18 protein-coding genes and 1 tRNA gene are annotated in these 24,515 nt (G+C 71.3%); 13 read left to right on the top strand and 6 right to left on the bottom strand.

Features of this window, described 5'->3' with window-relative positions; translation table 11 throughout:
* Window positions 1–19: 19 nt before the first annotated feature.
* Entirely contained in the window at window positions 20–1,039 is a 1,020-nt protein-coding gene (gene nudC, locus HNR14_RS00430; RefSeq protein ID WP_179699335.1) for an NAD(+) diphosphatase, read from the top strand.
* Window positions 1,036–2,808 (top strand): UvrD-helicase domain-containing protein, encoded by a 1,773-nt coding sequence (locus HNR14_RS00425; RefSeq protein ID WP_179699334.1) that lies wholly within the window; start codon window positions 1,036–1,038, stop codon window positions 2,806–2,808. The genes nudC and HNR14_RS00425 overlap by 4 nt, the downstream gene beginning before the upstream one ends.
* Before the next feature lie 897 nt (window positions 2,809–3,705).
* On the opposite strand, the gene HNR14_RS00420 is transcribed toward HNR14_RS00425, so the two are convergent.
* Window positions 3,706–5,049, bottom strand: coding sequence for a zinc-dependent metalloprotease (locus HNR14_RS00420; RefSeq protein WP_179699333.1), 1,344 nt, complete (start codon window positions 5,047–5,049; stop codon window positions 3,706–3,708).
* A 159-nt stretch (window positions 5,050–5,208) separates the two neighbouring features.
* Between HNR14_RS00420 and HNR14_RS00415 the strand changes: the two genes are divergently transcribed.
* The 3 genes from HNR14_RS00415 (at window position 5,209) to HNR14_RS00405 (ending at window position 10,795) form a co-directional block, all read left to right on the top strand.
* Window positions 5,209–6,345, top strand: coding sequence for a PDZ domain-containing protein (locus tag HNR14_RS00415; protein WP_179699332.1), 1,137 nt, complete (start codon window positions 5,209–5,211; stop codon window positions 6,343–6,345).
* A 115-nt stretch (window positions 6,346–6,460) separates the two neighbouring features.
* Window positions 6,461–9,388: a UPF0182 family membrane protein gene (locus HNR14_RS00410; RefSeq protein ID WP_343064374.1), complete on the top strand. Its 2,928-nt coding sequence runs from the start codon at window positions 6,461–6,463 to the stop codon at window positions 9,386–9,388.
* A gap of 210 nt (window positions 9,389–9,598) precedes the next feature.
* Complete coding sequence (locus tag HNR14_RS00405; RefSeq protein ID WP_425485012.1) at window positions 9,599–10,795, top strand: ROK family transcriptional regulator; 1,197 nt, start codon at window positions 9,599–9,601, stop codon at window positions 10,793–10,795.
* A gap of 12 nt (window positions 10,796–10,807) precedes the next feature.
* Here the strand turns inward: HNR14_RS00405 and HNR14_RS00400 are convergent, their stop codons facing one another.
* On the bottom strand, window positions 10,808–11,947 hold the full coding sequence (locus tag HNR14_RS00400; protein WP_179699330.1) for an ROK family protein: 1,140 nt from the start codon (window positions 11,945–11,947) through the stop codon (window positions 10,808–10,810).
* A gap of 81 nt (window positions 11,948–12,028) precedes the next feature.
* Between HNR14_RS00400 and HNR14_RS00395 the strand changes: the two genes are divergently transcribed.
* Window positions 12,029–12,547, top strand: coding sequence for an isochorismatase family protein (locus HNR14_RS00395; RefSeq protein ID WP_179699329.1), 519 nt, complete (start codon window positions 12,029–12,031; stop codon window positions 12,545–12,547).
* A 27-nt stretch (window positions 12,548–12,574) separates the two neighbouring features.
* Here the strand turns inward: HNR14_RS00395 and HNR14_RS00390 are convergent, their stop codons facing one another.
* From HNR14_RS00390 to HNR14_RS00375, 4 genes are all read right to left on the bottom strand, one after another.
* Window positions 12,575–16,003: an SbcC/MukB-like Walker B domain-containing protein gene (locus HNR14_RS00390; RefSeq protein ID WP_179699328.1), complete on the bottom strand. Its 3,429-nt coding sequence runs from the start codon at window positions 16,001–16,003 to the stop codon at window positions 12,575–12,577.
* On the bottom strand, window positions 16,000–16,704 hold the full coding sequence (locus tag HNR14_RS00385) for a DUF4194 domain-containing protein (RefSeq protein WP_179699327.1): 705 nt from the start codon (window positions 16,702–16,704) through the stop codon (window positions 16,000–16,002). The genes HNR14_RS00390 and HNR14_RS00385 overlap by 4 nt, the downstream gene beginning before the upstream one ends.
* Window positions 16,701–18,248, bottom strand: coding sequence for a DUF3375 family protein (locus HNR14_RS00380; protein WP_179699326.1), 1,548 nt, complete (start codon window positions 18,246–18,248; stop codon window positions 16,701–16,703). Before HNR14_RS00380 ends, HNR14_RS00385 begins: the two co-directional genes overlap by 4 nt.
* A 74-nt stretch (window positions 18,249–18,322) precedes the next feature.
* Window positions 18,323–18,396: transfer RNA gene (locus HNR14_RS00375), tRNA-Met, on the bottom strand.
* A gap of 135 nt (window positions 18,397–18,531) precedes the next feature.
* Between HNR14_RS00375 and HNR14_RS00370 the strand changes: the two genes are divergently transcribed.
* The 7 genes from HNR14_RS00370 to HNR14_RS00340 are packed head-to-tail and all read left to right on the top strand — an operon-like array spanning window position 18,532 to window position 24,513.
* Window positions 18,532–19,596 (top strand): response regulator, encoded by a 1,065-nt coding sequence (locus HNR14_RS00370; RefSeq protein ID WP_179699325.1) that lies wholly within the window; start codon window positions 18,532–18,534, stop codon window positions 19,594–19,596.
* Window positions 19,593–20,591, top strand: coding sequence for an ATP-grasp domain-containing protein (locus HNR14_RS00365; protein WP_179699324.1), 999 nt, complete (start codon window positions 19,593–19,595; stop codon window positions 20,589–20,591). Before HNR14_RS00370 ends, HNR14_RS00365 begins: the two co-directional genes overlap by 4 nt.
* Complete coding sequence (locus HNR14_RS00360) at window positions 20,588–21,364, top strand: PHP domain-containing protein (RefSeq protein WP_343064373.1); 777 nt, start codon at window positions 20,588–20,590, stop codon at window positions 21,362–21,364. The genes HNR14_RS00365 and HNR14_RS00360 overlap by 4 nt, the downstream gene beginning before the upstream one ends.
* On the top strand, window positions 21,361–21,516 hold the full coding sequence (locus tag HNR14_RS00355) for a hypothetical protein (RefSeq protein ID WP_021762689.1): 156 nt from the start codon (window positions 21,361–21,363) through the stop codon (window positions 21,514–21,516). Before HNR14_RS00360 ends, HNR14_RS00355 begins: the two co-directional genes overlap by 4 nt.
* The gene (locus tag HNR14_RS00350; protein WP_179699323.1) at window positions 21,513–21,899 is read left to right on the top strand and encodes a response regulator; all 387 of its coding nucleotides are present in this window, start codon (window positions 21,513–21,515) and stop codon (window positions 21,897–21,899) included. The genes HNR14_RS00355 and HNR14_RS00350 overlap by 4 nt, the downstream gene beginning before the upstream one ends.
* Window positions 21,896–23,704, top strand: coding sequence for an ATP-binding protein (locus tag HNR14_RS00345; protein WP_179699322.1), 1,809 nt, complete (start codon window positions 21,896–21,898; stop codon window positions 23,702–23,704). Before HNR14_RS00350 ends, HNR14_RS00345 begins: the two co-directional genes overlap by 4 nt.
* Entirely contained in the window at window positions 23,701–24,513 is an 813-nt protein-coding gene (locus HNR14_RS00340; protein WP_179699321.1) for a nitrilase-related carbon-nitrogen hydrolase, read from the top strand. Before HNR14_RS00345 ends, HNR14_RS00340 begins: the two co-directional genes overlap by 4 nt.
* The last annotated feature ends 2 nt before the right edge of the window (window positions 24,514–24,515 follow it).

Below are 24,515 nucleotides of genomic sequence, written 5' to 3'. Positions count from 1 at the left end.
ACGCCTTGAAAGGTTCTCGATGTCGTCCGCACCCCTCTCCGCCTCGCTGCGCGACCTGCCGCTCTCCCGTCACGCCGTCGACCGCGATCACGCCGCCCGGTCGCGTCCTGCGCTGTTCGACGAGCTGTGGGAGGAGCCGGGCACGCGCGTCCTCGCCCTGTGGAAGGGCCGGGCGCTTCTGACGCCCGAGAACATCCCGGCCGCGACGCCGTCCGGGGACGGCTGGAGCGCGCCGGATGCGGGCGCAGCCGCTCTCGACCTCCTTCCGGTCGAGCGCGTCACGTCTGCACTGGTGCGCGTCTACCTGGGCCGGACCCTCGTCGCCACGCCCACCGAGCCGGCGGGCACCGCCGTGGTGCTGGAGGTGCTGACGGACGCGGCCGCTCGGGAGCTGGAGCCCGATGAGGCGCGCTGGGGCAATCTGCGCACGGTGGCCACGGCTCTCAGCGATCGGGACGCCGGACTCTTCACCGAGGCACTCGCCATCGCGAACTGGCACGCCTCCCACACCCACTGCCCGCGCTGCGGGACGCCGACGGTCGTGCAGCAGGCCGGCTGGGTGCGGCACTGCTTCGAGGACGGTTCGGAAGTGTTCCCGCGCACCGATCCCGCGGTCATCGTCACCGTGCTCGACGCCGACGACCGCCTCCTGCTCGGCTCGAACGCCATGTGGGAGAACACCCGGTTCTCGCTCCTGGCGGGCTTCGTCGAGCCGGGGGAGTCCTTCGAGTCCGCCGTCGAGCGCGAGATCTTCGAGGAGGCCGGCATCCGCGTGGTCGACGCGCAGTACAAGGGCTCCCAGCCGTGGCCGTTCCCCGCCTCGGTGATGGTCGGGATGACGGCGCGGCTCGCCGATGATCAGGCAGCGTCCGCGCTCGCCCCGGACGGCGAGGAGATCCTCGACCTGCGCTGGTTCAGCCGCGTCGAGTTGTGGGCGGCCCGCGAACAGGTCATCCTGCCCGGCCGGTCGTCGATCGCCCGTGCCCTCATCGAGGACTGGTACGGAGGGTCCCTCGACGAGCCCCCGGCGGTGCCGTGACCGAGGGACCGGCCACTCCGGCGGCCCTGCTCGCCGGGCTCGACGCCCAGCAGCGGGTGGCGGCGGAGGCCTTGTTCGGCCCCGTGTGCATCCTCGCGGGTGCGGGCACGGGCAAGACCCGCGCGATCACGCACCGGATCGCGTACGGGGTGGCCTCTGGAGCGTTCACGCCCAACCGCGTGATGGCGCTCACGTTCACCAACCGCTCGGCCGCCGAGCTCCGGGGCCGTCTGCGCCAGCTCGGCGCTGGAGGCGTCGCTGCCCGGACGTTCCACGCTGCTGCCCTGGCGCAGCTCAACTACTTCTGGCCTCAGGTCACCGGCGGCCAGCTCCCGAGCGTGCTCGACGGCAAGGGTCGGGTGCTCGGCCACGCGGCGGAGAAGCTCTCCCTGCGCGTCGACACCGCGATGCTCCGCGACATCGCCGCCGAGATCGAGTGGCGCAAGGTCTCCGGCCTCACGCTCGACCAGTACGCGGCCGCGCTCGCGACGCGCCCGCTCCCGGGCACTCTCTCGGCCGAGCAGCTCATCGACCTGCACCGGACCTACGAGGAGCTCAAGGACGAGCGCAAGCAGATCGACTTCGAGGACGTGCTGCTGGTCTGCGCCGGGATGATCGAGATGGAGCCGTCCGTCGCGATGCAGGTGCGCGAGCAGTACCGCTATTTCGTCGTGGACGAGTATCAGGACGTCTCGCCGCTGCAGCATCAGTTGCTGGGGCTCTGGCTCGGCAGCCGGCGCGATCTCTGCGTCGTCGGCGACGCCAGCCAGACCATCTACTCCTTCGCGGGCGCACGCAGCGAGTACCTCCTCGGCTTCGAGCGGGAGCACCCGGGCGCGACGGTGGTGCGCCTGGAGCAGAACTATCGCTCGACGCCCGGCGTGATCGCCACGGCGAACCGGCTCATGCGTGGCCGTTCCGGAGCGCTCACCCTGCACGCCGCGGCGACGCAGCGCTCCGCGGACCCGGCTCGCGACACGGCGGATGTCGCGCAGCCGGCGGCCTTCGCCGACGACCGCGCCGAGGCGCGCGCCGTGGCCGAGCAGATCGCGGCCGAGCTCGCGGCCGGTGCGCGTCCCGAGAGCATCGCCATCCTGTATCGCGTCAATGTGCAGGCCGCCGTTCTCGAGCAGGCGCTCGGAGACCTCGGCATCAGCTACCAGATCCGCGGGTCGAAGCGGTTCTTCGATCTCCCGGAGGTGCGCCAGGCGATCATGACGCTGCGGGCGGCGAGCGTCGCGGCGACCGACGAGCCGCTCTTCAAGTCGGTCAGCGACGTGCTGCGCACCCTGGGGTGGTCGGTCCAGCCTCCCGCCGGCCGCGGTGCGGTGCGGGAGCGCTGGGAATCGCTGAACGCGATCATGGGCCTCGTCGACGAGATGCCGCCCGGCGCCACCTTCCGCCGCTTCACGGACGAGCTGCTGGCGCGTCAGGCCGGTCAGCACGAGCCCACCCTCTCCGCGGTCACGCTCGCCACCCTCCACGCTGCAAAGGGTCTCGAGTGGGAGTCGGTCTACCTCATCGGGCTGAGCGAGGGGCTGGTCCCGATCAGTTACGCGACCGGGTTCGAGCAGATCGACGAGGAGCGCCGTCTGTTGTACGTGGGCATCACGCGCGCGCGTCGGCGCCTGCGGCTCAGCTGGGCGCATCGTGGCTCGAATCCCGGCCGGCCGGTGTCTCGCCAGCCGTCCCGCTTCCTGGCGGAGCTGGCTCCGCCCGCGCGTCCGGCTCGGGTGGCGGCGACGCAGGAGGCGTCTCCCGAGGGGTGACGGGGAGGCCCAGGCAGCCGCATTCCGGATGCGGCAGATGCTCGCGCGGGATCCATCCGCCTGCCGCCGGCTCGAATCGGCTGCCCCCGACAGCGCAGCGCGAGTCGGGCGCGTTCACCGCGGTGACGACCAGCGCGGCCACCAGGGCGGCGACCGCATCCGAGACGAGCTCGGTCTCGCCGGGCCGCGGGCGGCCGTGCAATTGCGCAGCCATCGCGGGCCACGCCGGGTCGGCATCGGCGCGGTGCAGGTCGACGCAGCGCACGCAGGCTCCGCGGCCCGGCAGGACGAGGGGGCCGACGTCGACGCCGCCGTCGCTGAAGACGACCGGGAGATGCTGGATGTCGCGGCGCAACCACGGGCCGTGCCGCGACGGCTCGATCGCGTACGAACCGACGATCACGGCGAGCGTCGCCGACTCGACCAGCGGATCGCTCCACGCGAGGCCGCTGCGCACATCGACGCCCTCCGCGCGCAGATGGCCGACGATCCGCCCGGCCGTCCGTCCCTCGCCGTCCACGATGACGAGCGGAGCGGGCGCCGGGTCGACCGGCGACTGCTCCAGGACGGAGGCCACCTTCGCGAGGAGAGCGTCGACCGAATCGGGTGCCGCGCGGGACCGTCTGGCGATCATGCGCAACCCGGCGACCGAGACGCCGTCGGCGAGAGCCGTGATCATGCGTTCCTCGGCCACGCTCACCGGATGCAGGACCAGCCGCGGCGCATCGACGCCGAACTGGAGGGTGTCGGGCGTGCGCCAGACCCGGGGGATGCGGGGATCGAGTGCGAGGACCATCCCGTCATCCTGCCCGCAGCGAGACCATCTCCGGCCGTTATCCACAGGGGGCGCGGGGCTCCGGCCGTCATCCCCAGACGACGTGCCGGAGGCGCCGTGGATCAGTCCTCGGTGGGGCGCTCCGTGTCATCGCGGAGGAGGTCCTCGATCGCCTGATCGAGCTCGTCCCGCTCCGGCTCGGTGCCGGCGGCGGCCGCGCTGAGCCGCGCGACCAACGCCGACGGGTCGTCGAGATCGGCCGCCTGGGGGAGGAGGTCCGGGTGCGACCAGAGGCCGTCGCGTGCGTCCTGGCCGACCGCGTCCGTCACGGCCTGCCACATGGCCGCCGCCTCGCGCAGTCGTCGCGGGCGCAGCTCGAGGCCGACGAGCGTCGCGAACGCCGACTCGGCCGGACCGCCGGACGCCCGCCGACGGCGCACCGTCTCGGCGATGGCGTCGGCGCGGGGGAGGAGGCGGGTCGCGCTCGCGGTGACGACGTCGACCCAGCCCTCGACGAGGGCGAGCACGGTCTCCAGACGGGCGAGGGCCTCCTGCTGCTCTTCTGTCTTCGGCGGGATGAGCGCGCCGCTCACCATCGCCTCGCGCAGCTCCTCCGGGTTGGCCGGATCGAAGCTCTCGGCGAGCGACTCGAGCCGGTCGGTGTCGATGGTGATGCCCTTCGCGAATGCCGTGATCTGCGTGATCAGCTGGAGCCGCAGCCACTTGGCGTGACGGAACAGGCTCGCGTGGGCGAGCTCCCGCACCGCGAGGTAGAGCTGCACCTGGTCCTCGGGGATGTCCAGTCCTGCACCGAACTCGGCGACGTTCTGGGGGATCAGTGCGGCCGTGCCGTCGGCGAGCAGCGGGATGCCGATGTCGCCGCCCGAGACGACCTCCTTGGCCAGCTGACCGACCACCTGGCCGAGCTGCATGGCGAACAGCGCGCCGCCGATCGAGCGCATGAGCTGCCCGGCGTTCTGGAGCATGCCCTGCATCTCCTCCGGGGCCTGCTCGGCGAGCACGCGGGTCAGCGCGTCCGAGATGCTGAGGGCGACCGGCTCGGCCAGCTGCGTCCACAAGGGCATCGTCTGCCGCGCCCACTCCGCCCGGCCGATCAGCTCGGGCGTGCCGGAGAGACCGGCGACGGACGTCGCCTGGTCGAGCCAGAGACCGGCCACGTTGAAGGCCTGGTCGAGCGTCGCCCGTTCGGCCGGGGTGACCACGTGGGCGCCTTCGCCGGCCAGGGTGCGTGCCTGCTGCTCGGCGATGTCCCAGTTGATGCCGCCGCCGGGGTTCGCCAGGGCGTTCTGCAGCTGTCCGAGCAGCTTCTGGATGCTCGCCGGGTCGTTCGGCAGACCCGCGGCTCCGGCCAGCTGGCTCGGGTCGATCGACGAGTCTCCGGAGAGGAACTCGCGCAACATGTCCCGGAACTCGTCGTCCGGCTCCTTGTTCGGCTCGTCGGCCATCGTGGGCGCCCCTCGTCTCGAAGTTGTGCCGCTGCGGTGTGCGGCTTTCAGGCTCGCCATCTACGCTAGCTCCTGATCTCCAAGAGCCGGGTGGGAATCCGCCCCGGTTGCCCGGCGCGCGGTGCGCCCGTGGCGAACACGACCGAAGGGACCTGCCGCGTGAGCCTGTTCACCGACGACGAGCACGCCGTGGCGGAGCCTCACCAGCCGATCCGGCCGTCCCGGCGGGTCGTCATCGGCTGGGCCTCCGTGCTCGCCGCGTTCGCGCTGACGCTGGTGCTGGCCCTGGCTCCCGCGCCGTTCGTGATCGAGATCCCGGGACCGGTCTTCAACACTCTCGGCACCGATCAGCAGGTCGGCGCCGAGAAGAGCGGCGACGCCAAGGAGCTCATCACGATCCCGGGTCAGAAGACCTACGACACGGCCGGCTCCCTCGATCTGCTGACGGTCTCCGTCGTCGGAAATCCCGACTCGCGGCCCAGCTGGTTCGAGATCGTCTCCTCCTGGTTCCAGCCGAGCCGCGCGGTCCTCCCAATCGACGCGGTCTTCCCTCCCGGAACGACGACCGAGCAGTCGAACGCCGAGAACGCCGCACTGATGGTGGACTCGCAGCAGGATGCCGTGGCGGCCGCGCTCAACGAGCTCGGCTACGACTTCCCCCAGGCCGTGGTCGTGAAGCAGCTGATCACGGACACGCCGGCTTCGAAGACCCTCAAAGAAGGGGACGAGATCACGACCGTCAACGGGGCGAAGGTGAAGAGCGTCCAGGCCCTCCGGGACGCGATCGCGAAGAACGGCACCGACAAGGCCGCCCAGGTCGGCATCCTCCGCGACGGCAGCGCCCAGACCGTCGCCATCACCCCCGTCGATTCGGCGGGGCGGGCCGTGCTCGGCATCGGCGCCGGGATGGACTACACGTTCCCGTTCGAGGTGAAGATCCAGCTCGACGACGTGGGCGGCCCCAGTGCGGGCCAGATGTTCGCACTCGGCATCATCGACAAGCTGACGCCGGGGGAGCTGAACGGCGGGAAGAAGATCGCCGGGACCGGGACGATCGACAACGCGGGCAACATCGGCGCGATCGGCGGCATCCGGCAGAAGATGTACGCCGCGCGCGACGACGGCAAGGCGCAGTACTTCCTCGCCCCGGCCGCGAACTGCGACGAGGTGACCGGCCACATCCCGGCCGGCCTGAAGGTCTTCGCCGTGAAGACCCTCTCCGACTCGCTGGCGGTCCTGAAAGCCGTGAGCTCGGGAGGCAGCACCTCCGGCCTGCCGACCTGCCCCGCCTCCTGACGCGCTCTGACACTCCCGGGCGGGCATGGCCCAGCGCCGGGCACGGCGTTCTCCAAGCGACGCGCGCCTAGGATGGATCCGATCTGCACATCACGCGAGAGCAAGAGGGCCGCACGTGAGTTCTACTACCGCCGCACGACCAGCAGGACGCCGCCGTGCGGCCGTCTGGATCACTCTCGGAGTGATCGTCGCCCTGGTGATCCTGTTCTTCGTCTTCGCCGGACTGTACGCGGACATCCTGTGGTACCAGCAGGTCGGCTTCCTGAATGTGCTGACAACGCAGTGGTTCGGCGCGATCTCGATGTTCTTCGTCGGGTTCCTGGCGATGGCGCTCCCGCTGTGGGCCTGCATCCAGCTCGCCTATCGGCTGCGTCCGGTCTACGCCAAGCTGAACAGCCAGCTCGACCGCTACCAGCAGGTGATCGAGCCGCTGCGCCGCCTGGCGATGTACGGCATCCCGATCGTCTTCGGCATCTTCGCCGGCGTCTCGGCGTCGAGCCGCTGGCAGCTGGCCGCGGCCTGGATCAACGGGACGCCCTTCGGTAAGACCGACCCGCTGTTCAAGATCGACATCGGCTTCTACGTCTTCGCCCTGCCCTTCTACCGCAGCGCGGTCGGCTTCGCCTCGGCGGTCGTGCTGATCGCCCTGATCGCCACGCTGGCGACCTGCTACCTCTACGGCTCCATCCGCGTCTCCGGTCGGGAGGTGCGCATCAGCAAGGCCGCCCGCGTGCAGATCTCGGTCGTCGCAGCGCTCTACCTGCTCCTGCAGGGCGTGAGCATCTGGCTCGACCGCTACGCCACGGTCACGGACTCGAACGTCGGGGACTCGATCAACGGCGCCGCGTACACCGATGTCAACGCGACCATCCCGGGCCGCGCGATCCTGGCAGGCGCGGCCGTCTTCGTCGCGATCCTCTTCATCGTGACGGCGTTCGTCGGCCGGTGGCGGTTCCCGCTCGTCGGCACAGCCCTGCTCATCGTGGCCGCCCTCGTCGTCGGCGCGATCTTCCCGTGGGTGATCCAGCGCTTCCAGGTCGAGCCCAGCCAGAAGACGCTCGAGACGCCATACATCCAGGACTCCATCGACGCCACCAGAGCCGCGTACGGCCTGAGCGACATCGAGACCATCCCGTACGACGCCAAGACCGACGCCGAGGCGGGCGCTCTCCGCCAGGACGCGCAGACCACCGCGCAGATCCGCATCATCGACCCGGCGATCGTCAGCCCGTCGTTCCGCCAGCTGCAGCAGTTCCGCCAGTACTACGCGTTCCCGAACACCCTCAACGTCGACCGTTACACGGTCAACGGCAGCGAGCAGGACGCGGTGGTCTCGGTCCGCGAGCTTCAGCAGTCCGGTCTGACCAGCGCCAGCAACTGGTACAACAACACCCTGGTCTACACGCACGGCTACGGCATGGTCGCCGCCTACGGCAATCAGCGCTCGTCGGACGGCCAGCCGGTCTTCATGGAGTACGGCATCCCGACCCAGGGCACGCTCGGCGAGTACGAGCCGCGCATCTACTTCGGCCAGCAGTCGCCGACCTACTCGATCGTCGGGGCCCCGAAGGGGTCGAAGTCGGTCGAGCTCGACTACCCCGGCGGCGCGGACGGCGCCCAGCAGACGTACACGACCTTCGACGGCAACGGCGGACCCAAGCTCGACAACATCTTCAAGCGCCTGGTCTACGCGCTGAAGTTCCAGGACGAGCAGATCGTCCTGTCCGACGCCGTCAACAACAACTCGCAGATCCTGTACGACCGCGACCCCATCAAGCGCGTGCAGAAGGTCGCTCCGTACCTGACGCTCGACTCGCAGGCCTACCCCGCCGTCGTCGACGGCCGGGTCAAGTGGATCATCGACGGCTACACCACGAGCGACCAGTACCCGTACTCCCACGTCGGCAGCCTGAGCGACGCCACCGCGGACACCGAGACGCCGAAGCCGGCGTACGCCTTCGACGACATCAACTACATCCGCAACTCGGTGAAGGCCACGGTCGACGCCTACGACGGCTCCGTCACGCTCTACGCCTGGGACGCCAAGGACCCGGTGCTCAAGACGTGGGAGAAGGTCTACCCGTCCACGGTCAAGCCGATCGCCGACATGAGCGCGCAGCTGCTGAGCCACGTGCGCTACCCGGCCGACCTGTTCAAGGTGCAGCGGTCGGTGCTGGGGCAGTATCACGTGACCGACGCGGGCTCGTTCTACTCGCGCGAGGACGCCTGGACGACCCCGCCGGACCCGACCTCGTCGTCGTCCGACCCGACGTTGCAGCCGCCGTACTATCTGACGCTGCAGATGCCGGGCCAGACCTCGCCGAGCTTCTCGCTCTACACGACCTTCATACCCCAGGCATCCAGCGAGGCCAGTAGATCGGTGCTGAAGGGCTATCTGGCGGTCGATGCCGACGCCGGCTCCACCAAGGGGAAGGTCGCCGCCGGTTACGGCAAGTTGAGACTCTTGTCCCTGCCCTCCAGCGACACCATACCGGGGCCGGGTCAGGTACAGAACACGTTCAACTCCGACCCCACGGTGTCGCAGGAGCTCAACCTGTTGCGCCAGGGCAAGACGGATGTGATCAACGGCAACCTCCTGACGTTGCCGGTGGGCGGCGGTCTGCTCTACGTGCAGCCGGTCTACGTCAAGTCGACGGGGGAGACCAGCTATCCGCTGCTGCAGAAGGTGCTCGTCGCGTTCGGCGACAAGATCGCCTTCGAGGACACCCTCGATCAAGCGCTCGACTCGCTGTTCGGCGGGGACTCGGGAGCGACGGCCGGCGACAACAACGTGCCGGGCTCCGACGCCGGAGGCGGCACCGGGGGAGGGACCGATACCGGGACGGGGACCGGAACGGGCACCGGCACCGGCACGGGGACGACGACGAACGCGGCCCTGCAAGCGGCTCTCCAGCAGGCCAAGCAGGCGCTCGCCGACCGCGAGACCGCTCTCAAGGCCGGCGACTGGACGGCCTACGGTCAGGCGGACGCCCGCCTGCAGCAGGCCCTGCAGGACGCTCTCGCGGCCGAGGGCGGCAAGTAGCTCCCGCTCCATCCCAGCCATACCGACGGCGGCCCGTGCGAAAACGCACGGGCCGCCGTCGCGATGTCCGGGCACTATGCTCGGACGCCGCTGTAAGTGGTCTCGGGATCGTGCACCGCCGCAGCGGGCACCCATGGATCCGCTGTCAATGCGGAGCGACTCGCAGCATCTCGCTTGCCAGAACTTTGATTGTCCACTTTACTAACAAACATGCTCCTCGATGATGTGCGTCGTCCGCCCGCGTTCGATCCGATCCCGCCGGCGTTCGACGGGCCGATGATCCCGGGGCGGGCACTGCGACCGCGCACCAAGGTGTTGCCCGAGCACGCTCGCAACCACAACCGATCGCTCGTGCTGCAGTCGCTCTATCGCGGCGGTCGTGCCAGCCGCGCCGACCTCGCGCGCGGGACGGGCCTCACCCGGGTGACGATCTCCGACCTCGTCGGAGAACTCATCGCCGAGGGCCTCGTCGTCGAGCTCGGGCAGCGAGACGACGCACGTCCGGGCAAGCCCGCCGTTCTCCTGGACATGGATCGGGGAGCGACCCAGATCATCGGGGTCGACCTGAGCGAGCACGCCGTCTTCCGCGGAGCCGTGCTCGACATCGACGGTCGTGTGCTCCACAGCGCGGAGATCGCGCTGGCCGGCAGCCGCGGCGCCGAGGCGCTCGCCAAAGCGCTAGAGCTCGTGGACCGGCTCGTCGAGCTCGCGACGGTGCCGGTCCTGGGCATCGGCATCGGCTCCCCGGGCGTCGTGGACGCGTCGGGAACGGTCGTCGCGGCTCCGAACCTCGGCTGGGCCGATGTGCCACTCCAGCGCCTGGTCGCCGAGCGGACGGGGAGGACGGTGTTCGTCGCCAACGACGCGAACGCCGCCGTGCTCGCCGAGCACGGCTTCGGCGCCGCCCGTGGGGACATGATGCTCGTGAAGGTCGGCCACGGTGTGGGCTCGGGACTCCTCGTGGCGGGAGCAATGGTCGTGGGGAGCCGTTTCGCAGCGGGTGAGATCGGGCAGGTCATGGTCGGGACGGACGATGGCGCCGAGGCGCCGTACGACCGGGACCGGGTGCTGGAGGCGTGGCTGGCCGTGCCCCGTCTCGAGTCCCGCGTCGCGGCGGCGGCGATCGCCGGTGATCCCATCGAGCCGGTGCTGCGGGAGGCCGGTCAGCGGCTCGGTGTGGCGCTCGCGCCCATCGTCGGTGCGCTCGACCTCGCCGAAGTCGTCCTGAGCGGACCGGAGGAGTTGCTGGAGGGCGCCCTCCTCGGCGCCGTCCGCACCACACTGGACAACCGGACGATGGCGGGCTTCCACTCGGCCACGACGATCCGGATGACGAGCCAGGGCCGCGACATCGTCCTCCGCGGCTGCGTGATCATGGTGATGTCCGCACAGCTCGGGGTCTCCTGACGCGCTGCGTCGTCAGCGTGCCCAGCTGACGCCGAGCGTCGACTGCAGGGCGTGCTGCGCGGCGCCGCGGAACGGCTCATCGAGCGCCGAACGCGCGTAGCGGAAGCTGAGCGGCATCGCCGCGCGCACCGGATGGCGCGCGGCCTCGGCGCGCAGGTGGCCGATGAACTCGGGTCCGAGCTCGGCCGATGCGCCGCCGAGCACGACGTTGGGGACGTCCAGCGCGGCGCTCACGAGCAACAGGGCACGCGCGAGGATGCGTGCCCCCGAGGCGATGCGTGCGCGCGCCTCCGGTGTCGAGGCGAGGGCGGCGATGTCGACCGCTTCGAGGTCGGCGCCGTGGGGGAGTCCGAGCAGGCTGGTGACCGAGACGACTTCTTCGAGGCACCCGCGGTTGCCGCACGCGCACAGGGGGGCGTCGTCGCCGAAGAGCACGGGGACGTGCCCGATCTCCCCGGCCCGATGCGCAGCCCCGGCCACGACGACGCCGTCGACCATGACCGCCGCCCCGACGCCGGTGCTCAGGGAGACGAAGAGGCGATTGGCTCCGAAGCCGTCGTCGGCGGAGCTGTCGGCGATGGCCTCGGCATCCGCGTCGTTGACGAGATGGATCGGCGCGTCCACGACGCCGGCGAGCGCGCCGACCAGGTCCAGGTCGCTCCAACCGAGCTGGACGCTCTCGCGGATTAGGCGTCCGTCGGTGATCCCCGGCACCTGCACGCCGATCGCCGCGACCCGCGCGTCCGTGGAGGCGACGAGCCTCCGGATCACGGTGCGGATGTCATCGACGGAGCCCGTCTCCGATGGCCGATGCGAGAGCCGGTGGAGCTCGTCGCCGAGCATGCTCAGGACGGCTCCACGGATCAGTCCCGGCTGGACGAGCACCGAGAGCAGCACCTGCCGTTCCGTGTCCACGCGGAGGGTGGTCGCGCGCTTGCCTCCGGTGCTCTCCGCGAGCTGCCCTTCGGAGACCAGGCCGTCGGCGATCAGCCCGGCCAGCAGAGACGAGACGGTCGCCGAGGTGAGCCCCGTGCGGCGGGCGATGCTCGCTCGGGTCGCGGTGCCGCCTCCCGAGAGCACGAGCTGGAGAGCGGTCGTCAGGTTCTTCTCGCGCACGGCGGCCTGGGTCGCCTTGCCGTGATCGTCTGCCACTGCTCCTGCCGTCCTCGCCGTGCGCCGATCGCGGCGCGTCCTGCCCTTACGACCCTAGCGAATGGGGCGCAAGATGGGGTCATGGGGTATGGACTGATGCTGGTGGACGTACAGCGCAACATGCTGGAGGGCGAGACCGCGATCGCGCGTGCCGACGAATTCCGGCAGGTCCTTGCCGGGCTGTTGGAGGCGGCGCGCGACGCGGGTGTGCCCATCGTCCACGTCCAGAACGATGGGGCGCCGGGAGACCCCGACGAGCCGGGCACCCGCGGCTGGGAGTCCGTGTTGGCGCCGGCGCCCGGTGAACCCGTGGTGCGCAAGGACGACCCCGACACGTTCCTGTCCAACCCCGCCCTCGCGGACGTGCTGCACGCGATGGGGGTCGACACGCTGGTCGTCGCCGGGCTCCAGAGCGAGGTCTGCGTGCAGGCGACCGCTCTCGGAGCACTGGAGCGGGGATTCGCGGTCGTCGTTCCGTCTGGTGCCCACGCCACCTTCGATGGCGATGTGCCGGCGGACGAGATCGTGGCGCGGGTGACCCTCGAGCTCGACGCGGCTGGAGTGGAGGTCGTCGAGCTCGACGAGGTGACGTTCCGCTGAGCGGCGGGGCTGCCCCGACCGCCCGGATCAGCCGGCGTCGCGCTCCAGCTCCACCGCCTCCCGGATGCTGAGGGCGTAGATCCGCGAGCGGCCGGGCCGCGCCGGGTCCCCAGTGACGTACGCGACGCTCTCCACGTGCTGCTCGAACGCGTTCACCTTGTCGCGCGGGGCGCCGACGATCAGCTGGAAGCCGAGCCCGCGCAGGGCGGACAGCGCCCGGCCGGTGTACTCGTTGTCCGCCTTGACGAAGCCCTCGTCGAGCACGATGGGCGCGTAGACGGGCACCCGGTCGGTGCCGTCGCCGAGCCGGTAACGCAGCGCGGCGCCCAGGACGAACGCGATGAGTTCCTGGCCCTCGCCGCCGGACTTGCCCGCCACCCCCTCGTGCACGATCTGCGCGCCGTCGCGGCGGGTCTCGATCGCACGGAACTGGAAGTGCTCACGCGCGTCGAGCACGCGGCGGCGCCACGCCTCGCCGATGCGCGAGCGCTCCTCGAGCCGGCCGAGATCGGCGCGCAGGGAGAGGAAGTCGCGCTCCACGCGGGCGGGGTCGCGGGTCTCGCCCGGCTCACCGGCGGTGTGCTTGCGGAGCGTGCGCTTGAACTCGGCCAGATCGCTGTTGGTGGTGGGGCGCGGGTCGATGTCGAGGGTGGAGCCCTCGCGGAACTCGATGCCGTGCAGCGCGGCCGAGATGGGCCGGACACCGCGGCGGATGGCGCGGCCGTCCTCCTCGATCTGCGTCAGCAGCGCACGCAGGCTGTCGCCCATGCTGGCGCCGGCCTTGGCGAGCCAGTCGGACTTGGCGCGCGGGAGGTCGTCCTCGACGAGGGAGCGCTGGATGGCGAGGGCGGCGGAGAGGCTGTCGATCGACGCGTCGAGCTCGGCGGACGGGTCCAGCTCCCGGTAGCGCTCGAAAGCGCTGAGGAGCAGGGACTCCGACTGCTCGACGGTGCGGTCGTGCACATCGATCTGGTCGCGGACGAGCCGTTCCGCGTCGGTGTAGCGGCGGCGCACGTCGGCCGCCTCTCGCGGAGCAGCGAAGGGCAGCGACCCGAGGAGGGCGCGCTCGGCGTCGTCGAGCGCCGTCGCGTCGAGGTGGTCGGAGACTTCGTCCTCGATGTCGGCGAGGGCGGCGTGCTCGGCGTCGAGCTGGTCGATCACGCGCTGGATCCCGGCTCCGCGGCGCGCTGCGGCGAGCCGTGCCTCGTCCTCGCGGTCGGCCGTCGCCGTCAGCTCGGCGACCTCGGGCCGCTCCACGGCGACCCGCTCCAGCCGGGCGGCGAGCTCGGCGACCCGGTCGGCCGCCGGTGCGACATCGATCGACGCCCAGTCGAGGTCGGCGACCGCGGCGAGGGCCTCCCGTCGGTGCCGCTCGCCGGCGGATCGTGCCTCGGCCGCGTCGGAGGCGGCGCGGGCCTCGTCGAGCTCGGTCCCGAGCCGCTCGATCTCGTCGGCCAGCTCGACGACGCGAGGCGCGTTGTCGAGGCCGATCCAGGAGTCGACGGCACGGTCGTCCTTGATGACACGGTCGCGGGAGCCGGTGCGGAGGCCGGCGCGGGTCACGGCGCCCTTGACGCCGATCGGGAGGGTCGCATCCAACTCTTCCGCCGATTCGACGCACAGGATGCTGCGGTCGGCGACGATCTCGTCGTGCAGCCAGCCGTGGAACGGGCTCTGCTCGTCGAAGGTCAGCATCGCCGGCACCGTGCCGTCGATCGCGGAGCGCTCGGCCGGCGCACCGACCTCGGCGGGCACCAGCACGACACGACCGCGCATGTCGTTGTCGTTCACGAAGCGGCGCGCGTCGGCGAAGCGGCGCTCGTCCACCACGAGGTTCGTCGCGAGGTCGCCGAGCACGCGCTCGACGGCCCGCGACCAGTCGCGTCGTCCGGGAGCGACCTCGAACAGCTCTCCGGCGTAGGGCAGCGCCTCGGGCGCGACGCCGATGCCCTCGGCGATCCGGCGCCGTCGCGCGTCGGCCTCGGGCGGCACATTGCTGCGGCGGCGTTCGTACGACGTCTTCTGCGCGGTCTTCTCGGCCAGGGTGCGCTTGACCGTCTCCACCCGTGCGGCCAGCTCCCAGCGCTCGGACCGGTCGTCGGCGGCCTCGGTGGACGCGCTCAGCAGGGCGACAGCGCGCTCCTGCGATGCGGCGAGCTCGTCCGCCGTGAGCGGAAGCTCGAGCCCGGCACTGGTCAGGATGCGTGCCGCGCGGTCGCGCTCGCGCTCCAGCTGGGCGAGCATCATGCCCGCCACCTCCTGCTCGCGCCGGATCGCCTCGGACGGGTCGCCGCCGACGGCGGCCAGCTGGTCGAGCGCGTCCTTGTGGGCGCGATGGGCGGCGGTCTCCTCGTCCGCGGCGGCGCGGCGGAGGGCCTCCTGCTCGCGCTTGGCGTCGCGCACGCGGTCGACCTCGCCGCGGACCCAGTCCGCGACCCTCGCCGACAGCCAGACCCAGAGCCGGCTGCTCTCCTCTCCGTCCAGCGGCGCGAGCAGCCGGCGCTTGCCGGTCGCGTCCTCCAGTGCAGCGCGGTACTGCTCGGCGCGCACCGGTACGTCGGAGAGCACGTCGAGCTTGCGCCGCGTGGTCTCGAAGACGTCGTACAGGGCGGACGCCTCGCGGTAGCTGCTCAGCGTCGTCTCCCAGCGGGAGAGGGCGCGGGGTTCCGTGAGCACGAACTGCTTGAACAGCTCGTCGATCGAGAAGACGCCCTTGGACGCCTGAGCGCGGCGCAGCAGGGTGAGCGCCTTCAGCTGGGATTCGTCGCTGCCGCCGATGCCGAGCTCCTCGCACAGGCGCACGCGGAACTCGGGCTGCGATCCGGTGACGAGGTCGCGCACCGGGTCCACGAGCCGGCCGAGCGATCCCCGTGTCAGCGGCGACGAGCTGCCGGGCTCGGGCCGCAGCTCCGCCAGCCGGGTGAGCGGGAACTCCCCGTGCACGAACACGTAGACGGTCGAGGAGGTCACCTCGTCCTGCGTGGCGGTGTCGCGGCCGAGCCACGCGAGCCGGGCAGCGGTGATGGTCTCACCGAGTTCGGTGCGCCAGGTGATCGCGGCGCCCGACGCGAACGCGGTACCGAGGGGGCGGAGGAAGTGCGTGGTCGTGACGTCGGAGCCCGCCTCGCGCACCTCGTCGGTCTTGCCGCGGGCGTAGCTGTACACCGTGCGCTCCGAGCGCTGACGGGTGTCGTCGCGCGCGGCGCGGTTGAACTCCTGCGGGTTGGGCATGATGACCGCGGCCATCGCATCGAGCACGGTCGACTTGCCGCGGCCCGTCGGGCCGAGGATGGCGAGGCCGCCGCGCCCGACCGGCATGGTGTGGAGGTCGTCGTAGCTGCCCCAGTTCAGCAGCTGCACCTGTTCGATGCGGAACTGGCCGCTGTGGATCAGGCCGTCGGCGAGGGGGAGGTCTTCCTCCAGCTCGTCGTGCTCGGCGGTCATCAGGTCGGTCACTCGTCCACCTCCGGGGCGTCGACGTGGGCGTGGGCGGGCTCCGGGGCGGCGTCGTCGCGCAGCTCCGCTCCGCTCGCCTCCTGGAACAGCCGCGTCAGGTGGGCCAGCTCGGTCGTGGTGACCAGCGGCACGACGGCCGGCGAGACCACGTAGAGGTCGGGGTCGTCGGTCTCGGGCACCAGCAGCCCGAGGCGCTCCATGGCGGCGATCGCGGCGCGGATGCGGCGGTCGACGCGCACTTCGTCGTTCGACGCGTCCGTCTGGAAGCGCCCGAGGAACTCGGCGATGTGGTCGCGGCTGACGGTGACGGCATCGTCGGCCGCGTCCGTGTACGCGTGCTCCTGGCGCAGCAGGATGAGCAGCAGGGAGGCGTCGCGGGAGAGCGGCTTCTCGCGGCGGAGGAGCACGGGGGCGCCGTCCTCGGCGCTCTGCCGCTTGAAGGCGACCTCGTGATCGCGGTCGATCGTCAGGGTGAGGAAGAGCTCCTCCAGCCGGCCGCGCACGTCCTCCTCGTAGTCGACGAGCCCGCTCCATGCGTCGGGATGGGTGGCCCGCGTGATGAACCGGCTGGTCAGGAGGGTGACGAGGGCACGGCGGGCGGGCAGGGGGAGCCGCTCGTCGGCGGCGTCGCCGAACGCATCGGCCGTCACGGCCTCCGCCCGGTCATCGAGATCCGTGTCGTCGGCGATCGTGTCGGTCATCGCTCCGTCCTCCCGCCGCGTGTCGCGGCCGTCTCGTCGTCCGCGCCGCCGAAGCGGGTGCGCGGGAAGGTTACTTCGCGCTCGGTCTCGCCGTCCACCGCGATGCGCACGGTGTCGACGCCGTCGAGCACCGAGTCCCGTTCGGCGGCGGCGTCGAGCAGGCTCACCAGGAGGCCCAGTCGCCGGAACTCCGGAGGGGTCGCGGCGTACACCTCCGCGCCAGAGACCTGCGGGCGTTCGGCGAGGAGGCGCTCGATGGTCTCCTGCACCGCGTCCGGACTGGTGCCGACCGCGAGGCGCAGGGCGGCGCGCTCTGAGGCGGGCAGCGCGTCCCGGCTCTCGGTGACGGCCACCGCGATGTCGGGCCGCTCCCCGCCGCGCCAGACCTGCGTCTGGGTGACGTCGGTGAGCGCCCACGGGCCGAGCCCCAGCACGTCCTCCGGCACCGAGACGGGCCCGGGGCGCACCTGGGCCCAGTGGGCGCCGGCCGCGAGGGCCTGGTCGGCCAGGGACAGGAGGCGCTGGTGCTTCTCGGCGCCGGACCGGCTGAGGAACCGGCGCAGCGACGACATCCAGCGCACGTAGGTCTCCTGCACGGTCTGCTCCTCGGCGAGGAGCGAGCCGATCAGGGTCTCCAGCTGCAGACGCTGACGCTCGGTCATCTCGGCGATCGCGAGGGGCTGCGCCAGCACACGCTCCAGGTCGGCGCGCATCCCGTCGAGCCCGTGGGAGGAGAGCATGGATGCGAAACCGCGGTACGCGCGCCCCTCCGGCGTCTGTTCGAGGAGGTCGTTGTCACGCAGGTACTGCTCCACCAGCGCGCCCTTGCCCACCTGGTCCTCGGTCGCGCGGCGGGCGACCTCGCGGTGTCGCTGCTCGACCATCGCGCTGAGCCGGCGGAAGTCCTCCGGGAGCGACGCGGTGAGCCGGAGCACTTCGCGGAGCTGGCGGCGCACGGCCTCGCCGGGGGCCGGCTCGACCCCGCCCGCTGCGATACGCGCGCGGCGCGCCTGCAGCTGGGCGATCTGGTCGTCGATGCGCGCGAGCTGCGCGTCGGGATCGGGGTCGGTCATGTCGGCCAGCTGGTGGACGGCGTGGGCGATGCTGCCGAACCGGGCCTCCGACACCACGGAGTCGGCGTCCACGAGCTCGCGCACGATGCGGAGCGCCTGGAGCGAGTACTGCGACAGCCGGTACTCGGCGCGGCCTTCGCGGTCATGAGGGCGGGAGCGGACGAGCCAGCGGTTGTCCACCCACCCCCGGCAGTAGTCGGCGGGCGCCGAGCGGCGGGGGAGTGCGGGATCCTCGGCGGAGGCCTCGGTGACGTCGGCGGAGGCCGGGGCGGCTTCGCCCTCGGAGACGGCGCCGAGCGCCTCCGCCACCTTCTGATGGAACCAGTCGGCGGAGACGGGGCCGTCGGCGAACTCGAGGTGTCGCGAGAACAGGGGGAGGATCCACCGTCCGTTGTGGCTGCGCAGCAGCGCCCACGTGGGATGTTCCTCCCAGGCGTCCGCGACCGAGTCGGCGGCGAGGGCCTCGTCCATATTCCTCCGCGCTGGGGTTCGGGATCAAAAAAGGCCCGGACCGGGGATTTCTCCTCGAGTCCGGGCCTGTCCGGTTGCGGGGGCAGGATTTGAACCTACGACCTCTGGGTTATGAGCCCAGCGAGCTACCGAGCTGCTCCACCCCGCGGCACAAGAAATGACTCTAGCACGGCTCTGAGGGGGTGGGAAATCGAACCCGTATCCCGGGCGCGTCCGGCGCGCTCCTCCCGGTGGTAGACCGCCCGTCCCACTAAAGTCGGGTGCAAGACGTAGGGGACAGGGCATGGCGAGTAGCACTCAGAAGTACCGGGTGGTCGTGATCGAGGACGACCCGGATGTGGCCTTCTTCATGAAGACCGTGCTCGAGAAGCGGGCGGACGCCGTGGTGACGGCGATCACCGATCCCTCCCGGGCACTCGCCGCCATCGCGGACTTCGAGCCCGATCTCGTCCTGACCGACATCGAGATGCCGGGCATCTCGGGCCTCGATCTGCTCAAGGAGCTGCGCTCGCAGTACCCGGGGATGCCGGTGGTGGTGATGACCGCCCACGTGTCGGTGGACTACGCCGTCGCCGCCCTGCGCAGTCAGGCGGACGAGTTCCTGACGAAGCCGGTGGCGTCCGCAGTCCTCGTGTCGATCGTGACGCGCCTGGCCGAGGAAGGCCGGACCAAGCGGTCCGCCTCGCGGCAGCAGGTGGTCCTCGCCGTCGGCGCCCACCCCGACGATGTCGAGATCGGTGTCGGCGGCATCCTCGCCGCGCATCGCGACGCGGGCAACCAGGTCGTCATCCTGACCCTGTCGCGCGGCGCGCGCGGCGGCGATGCGAACGACCGCCAGCACGAGTCGCTCGCCGCGGCTGAGCTGCTCGGCGCCCGGCTGTTCCTGGAAGACCTCGAGGACACCCACATCTCGGCGGCCGACCCGACGGTGTCGATCATCGAGCGGGTGGTGCGGGAGGTCGAGCCCGACATCGTCTACACGCACTCCGCCCACGACCGGCACCAGGACCACCGGGCGGTGAACGCCGCGGTCAGCGTGGCGACCCGGAACGTGCGGACGGTCTGCTGCTTCCAGAGCCCGAGCGCCACCATCGACTTCCGTCCCACGCGCTTCGTCCCGATCGACGGCTTCACCGACGCCAAGCTCGCCCTGATCGACTGCTTCCGCTCGCAGGACCTGCGCGCCTACCTGGAGCACGACTTCGTGCTCGCGACCGCGCGCTACTGGTCCCGGTTCGGCGGCGGCACGATGTGCGAGCCGCTCGAAGTCATGCGGGACACCGCCGACATCTCCATCCCCGCCTCGACGATCTCGACCGAGGCCCGACTCCGAAGGACCGCCGAATGACCAGAGTTCTCGTGACAGGCGCGGGCGGCCCCGCGGGCGTCGCCGTGATCCGCTCGCTGCTCGCGAGGGACGACGTCGACGTGCTCGCCGCCGACATGGACGGCTGGGCGAGCGGCCTCTACCTCGTGCCCGCTGCGAATCGCCGGATCGTGCCCGCCGGCCGGTCGGAGACGTTCGTCGATGAGCTGATCGCGATGTGCGACGCCGACGAGGTCGACGTGCTGTTCTCGACCGTCGACGTCGAGCTCCCGGGGCTCGCCGCACGCCGGGACGAGCTGCAGGCGGTCGGCACCGCGCTGGCCGCGCCGAGCCACGAGACCCTCGTCACCTGCCTCGACAAGTACCGGCTCGCGGAGCGGGTGGAGGGCTCGGCCCGCATCCCGCGCACGCGGCTGCTGACCGCCGACGGTGTGGCGAAGGACTGGGACTTCCCTGTCATCATCAAGCCCCGCAGCGGTGCGGGCTCGCGCGGCGTCCGGCTCATCCCGGACCGCGCCGCGCTCGAGTCCGTGCCGTTGGACGACAGCATCCTGATCCAGGAGAACCTGCCGGGCGAGGAGTTCTCCGTCGACGTGCTCGCCGGCCTGGACGGCTCCGTCATCGCCGCCGTCCCGCGCTCCCGCGAGCGCGTCGACTCGGGCGTCTCGATCGCCGGTCGCACCGTCAAGCGGGCCGAGCTCTCCGAGACGGCCGCCGCAGTCGCGCAGTCGATCGGTCTCACGGGGGTCGCGAACGTGCAGCTGCGCTACAGCGTGGAGGGCGTCCCCGCCCTGCTCGAGGTGAACCCGCGCTTCCCGGGAGCGATGCCTCTCACGATCGCGGCCGGCGTCGACATGCCGTCGCTCCTGCTGGACCTCGTTCTGGGCCGCCCTGTGCCCGCGACGGTCGACTTCCGCGAGCTCGCGAACGTGCGCTTCCTCGAGGACGTCTTCCTCGACCCGGCCGACGTGCTGGTCTCGGAGAACGCGGCGCACGCCGACGAGCTCGACGAGTGACAGCGGCACCTCCCGTGATCGACGTCTCCCAGCTGCTCCGCGGCGACTTCCACGTGCACTCCACGTTCTCCGACGACGCGGTCAGCACCCTCGCGCAGAACATCGCGGCCGCGGAGGCTGCGGGTCTGGAGCGTCTGCGGCTGAACGATCACGTGCGCGCGTCCACGACCTGGGTGCCGGAGTTCATCGCCGCCGTCGCGGCCGAGCGCATCCCCTCCGGCCTCACGGTGGTCACGGGCGTCGAGACCAAGCTGCTGGACGCGACGGGCGCCGTCGACATCCCCGCCGACCTCGTCGTCGGAGCGGGCGGCGTCGACACGATCGTCATCGGCGACCACCAGTTCCCCGGCACGGACGGCCCGTGGTCGCCGCAGGCCACCCGCGATCGGCTCGCCGCGGGTCTCTCCGCGGACGACGCGCTCGACCTGCTCGTCACGGCCAGCATCCGGGCGATGGAGCGCACCCCGCAGGCGCAGCTCGCGCACTGGTTCTCGATCCTGCCCAAAGTCGGGCTCGACGAGGCGCAGCTCGGCGCGGACCGGCTCGCGGCCTGGGCGCAGGCCGCGGCCGCCACCGGAACCATCGTCGAGGTGAACGAGAAGTGGGCGTGCCCCGGCGTGGAGGCGATCATCGCCCTCCAGCGGGCCGGAGCGCGTATCGTTGCCTCCACCGACAGTCACATCGCGACGGACGTCGGCCGGTACGACCGGGTGACCGCCCTCCTCACGGAGGCGGCCCGCCGTCTCGCGCCCGAAGGTGAGGACGACCGATGAGCCCCATCGAGCTGAACCGCGCGCAGCGCGCCGAGATGCAGCGCGAGATCGACCAGAACCGCCGCTGGGAACGTCGGCTGCCGGTGTACGCCGGGATCGCGCTGCTCGTGCTCGCCGCGATCGTCGTGGTGCGGGTGGTGTTCTTCTCGTGACCGGGCGCGTCCCGCGCGTCGTCATCGCCGATGACGACGACGACATCCGCGGCCTCATGATCATCGCCGCCAAGCGCGCAGGCGTGGAGGTCGTGGCCGCCGTCGACAACGGCCGCTCCGCCCTCGACACGCTCCTTTCCGAGGACGTCGACCTCGCCGTGCTCGACATCTCGATGCCCGGACTCAACGGGGTGGAGGTCGCCGAAGCCGTCCGCGCGCAGCGGCCGGACACCCTCATCCTGATGGTCTCCGCCTCCGTCCAGCTGCTCACCGACCACGGCGTGGTCGCCGAGCGCTCCGACAGCTTCATCATCAAGCCGTTCAGCCCCCGGGTCCTGACGGAGCGCATCCGGGCGATGCTCAGCATCGAGGTGAGCGCGTGACGTTCGATCGGTTGCTGAGCCGCCTGCCCATCGACTCGCCGTCGGTGTTCATGAAGCAGCTGCCGACCCTGGTCGGCTTCCTGCTCGCGGTCGCCGTGGTGCTCATCCCGGACTTCGTGCCGGTGGAGCATCCCGACTACGTGTGGGCCTCCATCGTCGTCATCGCCGTCGCGACGATCCTGGCCGGGGTGCTCCCGTGGCACCGGATCAACGCCGGCTGGATCACCGTCGTGCCGGTGCTGTCGATGCTGGCGATCGGTCTCCTCCGTCTCGGCACCGGTGGCTCGACCTCCCCGATCGCGGTCGTCCTGCTCCTCCCGTTCATCTGGATCGCGACCGAGGAGGGTCGCCGCAACATCCTCATCGCCACGGCCGGGATGTTCGTCGTGCTCCTCGCGCCCCTCTACGCGACCGGCGTGCCCGGCACCGCTGTCGACGTGGTGCGCGCGTTGTTCTCGCCGGTCATCTACTTCATCGTCGCGACCGTCATCAACGAGATCGCGCACCGGCTGCGCGCGCAGCTGGCCGTCACGAAGGCCGCGGCGGAGCAGCGCGCCGAGCTCCTGGCCGATGCGGTCACCGCCCAGGACGAACTGGTGCTCAACGAGGCCCGCCTGAAGACCGCCAACCGGCTGATCCAGAGCATCTGGAACGCGGTGACCGAGCAGTCCGTGATCGGCACCGACCTCGACGGTCTCATCGACGTGTGGAATCCCGGCGCCGAGAAGATGTTCGGTCTCACCGAGAAGCAGGTCGTGGATGGAAAGCGCCACGTCGTCGAGTTCCACCTCGAGTCTGAACTGGAGGACCGGCTCCGCGACATGGACGCCCGGTTCACGACGGTCGCCAGCGCGGACGACTTCTCCGCGCTCGTCGACACGGTGCGGGCCGGCTACGCCGACGTGCGCGACTGGACGTACGTGCGTCCCGACGGCAAGCGCGTCCCCGTCCAGGTGGCGGCGACGCCCCGCATCGACGAGAACGGTCATCGTGTCGGTTTCATCTTCGTGGCCACCGACATGACCCAGGCGCGCGAGTTCGCCCGCCTCAAGGACGAGTTCGTCGGTTTGATCTCGCACGAGCTGCGCACGCCGCTCAGCTCGATCCTCGGCTACCTGGAGCTCATGCGAGACGACGACGAGTCGCCCCTGTCGAACGAGCAGCTGCAGTATCTGGCCGTCGCCGAGCGCAACGCGCACCGGCTGCTGCGGCTGGTCGGCGACCTGCTCTTCACCGCGCAGGTCGAGTCCGGCCGGTTCCCGCTCGACATCAAGGACGTCGAACTCGGCTCGGTGGTCGCCGCGTCGGTCGAGACCGCGCGCCCGATCGCGGCCGCTGCGGGCGTCACCCTGGTGAGCGAGGTGCCGGAGGAGCGTGCGGAGGTCCGCGGCGACGCCGTCCGCCTCGGCCAGGCCGTCGACAACCTCATCTCCAACGCGGTCAAGTTCACCCCCTCGGGCGGAACGGTCACGGTCGCGCTGCAGCCGGGCGCGACGGAGGACGTGATCGCCGTGACCGACACGGGGATCGGGATCCCGGCCGTCGAGCTCAGCCAGCTCTCCCAACGCTTCTTCCGCGCCTCCACCGCCACGCGCAACGCCGTCCCCGGTGTCGGCCTCGGACTCACGATCACCAAGGCGATCGTGACGGCCCACGGCGGGCGGCTCGACATCGCGAGCGAGGAAGGCGTCGGCACCTCCATCAGCATCGTGCTCCCGGTGGAGACGCCGCAGCCCGTGGTGGACTCCCTTCCCGGAGCCGACTCCCTCCCGTCCGCCGGATCTCTGCGCGGGGCGGCGTCGTGACGGCGGCCACCGTCGCCGTCGCCGTCGCACAGTTCACGCCGCGGGACGACAAGGCGCACAACCGGGAGGTCGTCGCCGGGCTGGTCGCCGTCGCCGCCGAGCGCGGTGCCCGGCTGGTCGTGTTCCCCGAGTACTCGTCCTACTTCACGGACCCGCTCGGTCCCTCGTTCGCGCACAACGCGGAGACGCTGGACGGCGAGTTCGTGGACGCCCTCGCGGGCGCCGCCCGCGATCACGGCGTCCACGTGGTCGCCGGCCTGGTCGAGCGAACCGACGAGCGGCACCGCTTCGCCAACACCCTCGTCGCCGTGTCACCGAGCGGGGACCTGGTCGCGGTCTACCGCAAGCAGCACCTCTACGACGCCTTCGGCTCGCGCGAGTCCGACTGGGTGGTGGCCGGCGAGATCGTCGAGCCCCAGCTGTTCGAGGTCGACGGGCTGAGGGTCGGCCTGCAGACCTGCTACGACCTGCGCTTCCCCGAAGTCACCCGGCTGCTCGCCGATGCGGGGGCCGACCTCGTCGCCATCCCGGCCGAGTGGGTGCGCGGGCCGCTCAAGGAGCACCACTGGTCGACGCTCCTGCAGGCGCGCGCGATCGAGAACACCCTCTACGTCGCCGCGGCCGACCACACCCCGCCCATCGGCGTCGGGGCGAGCGCGATCATCGACCCGATGGGCGTCACCATCGCCGGACTCGCCGAGACCACGGGGATCGCGGTCGCCGAGGTCTCGCGGGAGCGGATCGAGCGGGTCAGGGAGGTCAACCCGGCCTTGGCGCTGCGGCGGTACCGGGTCGTTCCCCGCGACTGAGC

Source organism: Leifsonia naganoensis, assembly GCF_013410615.1.
Lineage (GTDB): Bacteria > Actinomycetota > Actinomycetes > Actinomycetales > Microbacteriaceae > Leifsonia > Leifsonia aquatica.
Note: the sequence above shows the minus strand (reverse complement) of the source record. Positions and strands in the feature narration are given on the sequence as shown.

Bases quoted from the DNA above. Each gene is read 5' to 3' on its own strand.
- nudC (WP_179699335.1), top strand. From the start codon at position 20: ATGTCGTCCGCACCCCTCTCCGCCTCGCTGCGCGACCTGCCGCTCTCC.
- HNR14_RS00420 (WP_179699333.1), bottom strand. From the start codon at position 5,049: ATGGCCGACGAGCCGAACAAGGAGCCGGACGACGAGTTCCGGGACATG.
- HNR14_RS00365 (WP_179699324.1), top strand. From the start codon at position 19,593: ATGACCAGAGTTCTCGTGACAGGCGCGGGCGGCCCCGCGGGCGTCGCC.
- HNR14_RS00380 (WP_179699326.1), bottom strand. From the start codon at position 18,248: ATGGACGAGGCCCTCGCCGCCGACTCGGTCGCGGACGCCTGGGAGGAA.
- HNR14_RS00355 (WP_021762689.1), top strand. From the start codon at position 21,361: ATGAGCCCCATCGAGCTGAACCGCGCGCAGCGCGCCGAGATGCAGCGC.
- HNR14_RS00405 (WP_425485012.1), top strand. From the start codon at position 9,599: ATGCTCCTCGATGATGTGCGTCGTCCGCCCGCGTTCGATCCGATCCCG.
- HNR14_RS00385 (WP_179699327.1), bottom strand. From the start codon at position 16,704: ATGACCGACACGATCGCCGACGACACGGATCTCGATGACCGGGCGGAG.
- HNR14_RS00395 (WP_179699329.1), top strand. From the start codon at position 12,029: ATGGGGTATGGACTGATGCTGGTGGACGTACAGCGCAACATGCTGGAG.
- HNR14_RS00370 (WP_179699325.1), top strand. From the start codon at position 18,532: ATGGCGAGTAGCACTCAGAAGTACCGGGTGGTCGTGATCGAGGACGAC.